3 protein-coding genes are annotated in these 3,181 nt (G+C 33.0%); 1 reads left to right on the top strand and 2 read right to left on the bottom strand.

Going from position 1 to position 3,181, the window contains the following annotated elements:
• Positions 1-99 precede the first annotated feature (99 nt).
• On the bottom strand, positions 100-795 hold the full coding sequence (locus tag QZZ48_RS15130; protein ID WP_294967091.1) for a methyltransferase: 696 nt from the start codon (positions 793-795) through the stop codon (positions 100-102).
• A 48-nt stretch (positions 796-843) separates the two neighbouring features.
• Between QZZ48_RS15130 and kdsB the strand changes: the two genes are divergently transcribed.
• Positions 844-1,560 carry a 3-deoxy-manno-octulosonate cytidylyltransferase gene (gene kdsB / locus QZZ48_RS15125; protein WP_294967090.1) on the top strand — a complete coding sequence of 239 codons (717 nt, stop codon included), beginning with the start codon at positions 844-846 and terminating at the stop codon, positions 1,558-1,560.
• A gap of 9 nt (positions 1,561-1,569) precedes the next feature.
• Here the strand turns inward: kdsB and QZZ48_RS15120 are convergent, their stop codons facing one another.
• Positions 1,570-3,168 (bottom strand): NAD(P)/FAD-dependent oxidoreductase, encoded by a 1,599-nt coding sequence (locus tag QZZ48_RS15120; protein WP_294967089.1) that lies wholly within the window; start codon positions 3,166-3,168, stop codon positions 1,570-1,572.
• Positions 3,169-3,181 lie beyond the last annotated feature (13 nt).

Genomic DNA, 3,181 nt, shown 5'->3' with positions numbered 1-3,181 from the left:
TACTTACGTATATATAACCACTCTCACCAGTACAGCATCTACCTGCACAACTGTTACAAGCGGAAGTATCAAAGGAAAAATCAAATCCTTCTTTTTTAACTATAGATGACATTTAATACTCTGAGTTTTTGCTTTTTTATAGATAAGTGCGACCTCTTGTGTGAATTTACTGCCCTCAAAACTAATCAGTGGTTTATGAACTTTCATCAATGATGATGAGCCATTTCTAACATGTATCATAACTAGAGTTGCTCCTCTATCTACTTTTGGATGAACAAATTGAACATCTACAACTCTTAATTTAACGCGCTCAAGTTCAGCACAAATAAGCCCAAATTGAGAAGCGTCATAACAGAATATAAAATGTGATCTTGGTTTTAACAGTCTTGAGACCTTTTTAAAAAATGCTTTTAAAGGTAAGTTGATATTATACCTTGCATTAAATAACATTTCATTCTTGCTTACTGAAACTTGTTCATGATAAAAAGGAGGATTAGAAATTATATAATCATACTTGATGTTTTCATCTAAGTCTACAAAATCACTTTTATGTATTTTATATTCTATCTTGTTAACTCTTGCATTTATAGTTGCATATTGTACAAAAGCATCTTGTTTTTCCACTGCTTCGAGTTCAACTTTTGGATTATCGCGAGCAACCAAGAGACCAACAACACCACAGCCAGCACCAACATCAAGGACTTTACCTTTTGGATTAAACGAGTCTATAAAATCGTACAAAAAGATAGAATCACTATTGTAACAGTAGCCTTCTTGTGGCTGGTAAAGAAGCATAAAACACCTTTTGGATATAATCTTGATATTATATCTCAAAGGCATTAAATGATTATTATTCCGGCACGATTGGCATCTACAAGATTTCCACAAAAAGTTTTAGCAGATATCGGTGGTCTTCCTATGGTTGTAAGAACTGCAAAAAGAGTGGCACACTTAGATAGAGTTGTTGTAGCAGCAGATGATGAAGCTATCATCGAAATATGTGAAGCTCATGGCGTAGAAGCTATGCTTACATCTACAACACATAAAAGTGGTACTGACCGTATTAGTGAATGTGCAAATATTTTAAAGCTAGATGATAATGAGATAATTATAAATGTTCAAGCTGATGAGCCATTTATTGAACCTGAGGTAGTAGAATCACTTATAAACAAGTTAAAAGAACTACAGAAAAAAGATGAGCCTTTTATTATGGGAAGTTGTTACAATGCTATAAATTCTGAATCTGCTGAGGATCCAAATCTTGTTAAAGTTGTATTAGACAATAACAATAACGCTGTATATTTTTCTCGTTCTTTAATTCCGTATAACAGAAGTGGAAGAGCAAATTATTTTGGACACATTGGCATCTATGGATTTAGTAAAAAGAGTCTAAAAGAGTTTTGTAATCTAAGCGATGCTCCTATAGAAGATATTGAAGGTCTAGAACAACTTCGTGCTATTTACCATCAAAAAAATATAACAATGTTAAAAGTTTCAAGTACAGGTTTTGGTATTGACACACCACAAGATTTAGCAAGAGCTATAGAAATATTTCTATAGACTCAAAAACTAATTAGTATAGCTCTCCGCGTCAATTATAGTTAAGTGTTGATTCTCATCTGGAACTATAAGCTCATCTTGTTGACATCCTAAAATTATAGAAGCAGTATGTACTCCAGAAAAAGTAGCTCCTGTAACACCATGAGCTAAAATACTCGCTCCACAAAGATAAAGATTTTCTATCTCACTATTTGCTCTATAAGCATTTGGTCCAATCTGATTTAGAATTTTATTTGTTCCGTAAACACTACCTCGTGTTGAGTTTATAAAGTGTTCGTTTGTTAAAGGGGTAGCTAAGTCTTTATGAACTATATGCTCTTTGACATTTGGAATAACCCTATCTAAAGAATTTATCATCTTTTGCATAAGTGAAGATTTTAATTTTAAATAAACTTCAGAGCGTTTTGAAGTTTCATCTTTAAAATCCTCAAAAGCCTTGTAATCTATAAACGTTACAACTTCTAATACATGATTTTTACCATCAAAACTAGATGGGTCTTTGAGAGTAGTACAGCTTATAAATAAACCTTTGAAATAATCTCCACTTGTTATATCCTCACTCATCATCTCTTCATGCAACTCATCCATATTACTATCTGGCAGTACCCAAATATTTCCAGAATCAAGCCCAGCTTCTTTTACATCCATATCTATAGTTAAAAATAGAATTAAAGAAGTACATGAGTATTTGGTAATATCTAATTTATTACATAGTTTAAGAGATAAATTTTCTCGCCCTATTAAGTCAAGATAAGTCTTCTGGGGATCTGCATTTGAGATAATTCTAGATGCATAGATTTTTTCACCATTTTTTAGTTCTACTCCAACAGCTTTTTTACTATCACCTACATCTAATAGTATTTTTGTAACCATAGCTTTTGTACGGACTTCGCCACCATGATTTTTTATAGCTTTTATCATTGCACTAACAATAGCTCCTCCACCACCTTTTGGGTAATAACCTCCACTAAAATAATGCTCCATAACTGCACAGTGAAAAGGAAAACTAGCACTTGCAGGAGAAGTACCATGATCTCCACATTGAATATTTAAGATAGCTTTTGCGAGAGGATCTTTTATATGCCAACCTATAACTCTTTTCAAGCTAAATAGACCGTATTTGCCCATATGTCGTGTTCGCCAAGGAATAGTTATTTTATCCCAAAAGCTATTCATTTTAGGGATAAGTTGGAGTTGTCTACTTACATCACGTATGGTTTGAAAGTATCTTCTTAACCCTTTTTCTTCATGTGGAAATTTTTCAATCATAGCAGATAAGAACTCATCAAAATTTGCAGGAATATCAAATCTTTCATCACCAATATGGCAATGCTCATAGGCTTGAGGATTCATTTTAAAAAATGTTAAATCATTTGCTATCCCAAGACCTCTGTATAAATTACTTGAAGATTCATTTTCTTGCATTAAACCTATATAGTGAACACCTGGAGTAAATTTACTTCCGTGAAGTTTAAAGCTATGACACCAACCTCCGGGGATATAATGTTGTTCTAAAACAAGCACTTTTTGACCTGCACGAGAGAGTAATATAGCAGCAGCAAGACCACCAGCACCTGAACCTATAATAATTGTATCTATTTGTTGCATCTTTATCTTTTAT

Origin of the sequence: Sulfurimonas sp. (assembly GCF_016744025.1) — a bacterium.
Taxonomy (GTDB): domain Bacteria; phylum Campylobacterota; class Campylobacteria; order Campylobacterales; family Sulfurimonadaceae; genus Sulfurimonas.
This window is presented reverse-complemented; position numbering and strand designations above follow the sequence as displayed.

What these genes read in the sequence shown, in the direction of transcription:
- QZZ48_RS15130 (WP_294967091.1), bottom strand. Translation starts at nt 795, where the DNA reads ATGCTTCTTTACCAGCCACAAGAAGGCTACTGTTACAATAGTGATTCT.
- kdsB (WP_294967090.1), top strand. Translation starts at nt 844, where the DNA reads ATGATTATTATTCCGGCACGATTGGCATCTACAAGATTTCCACAAAAA.
- QZZ48_RS15120 (WP_294967089.1), bottom strand. Translation starts at nt 3,168, where the DNA reads ATGCAACAAATAGATACAATTATTATAGGTTCAGGTGCTGGTGGTCTT.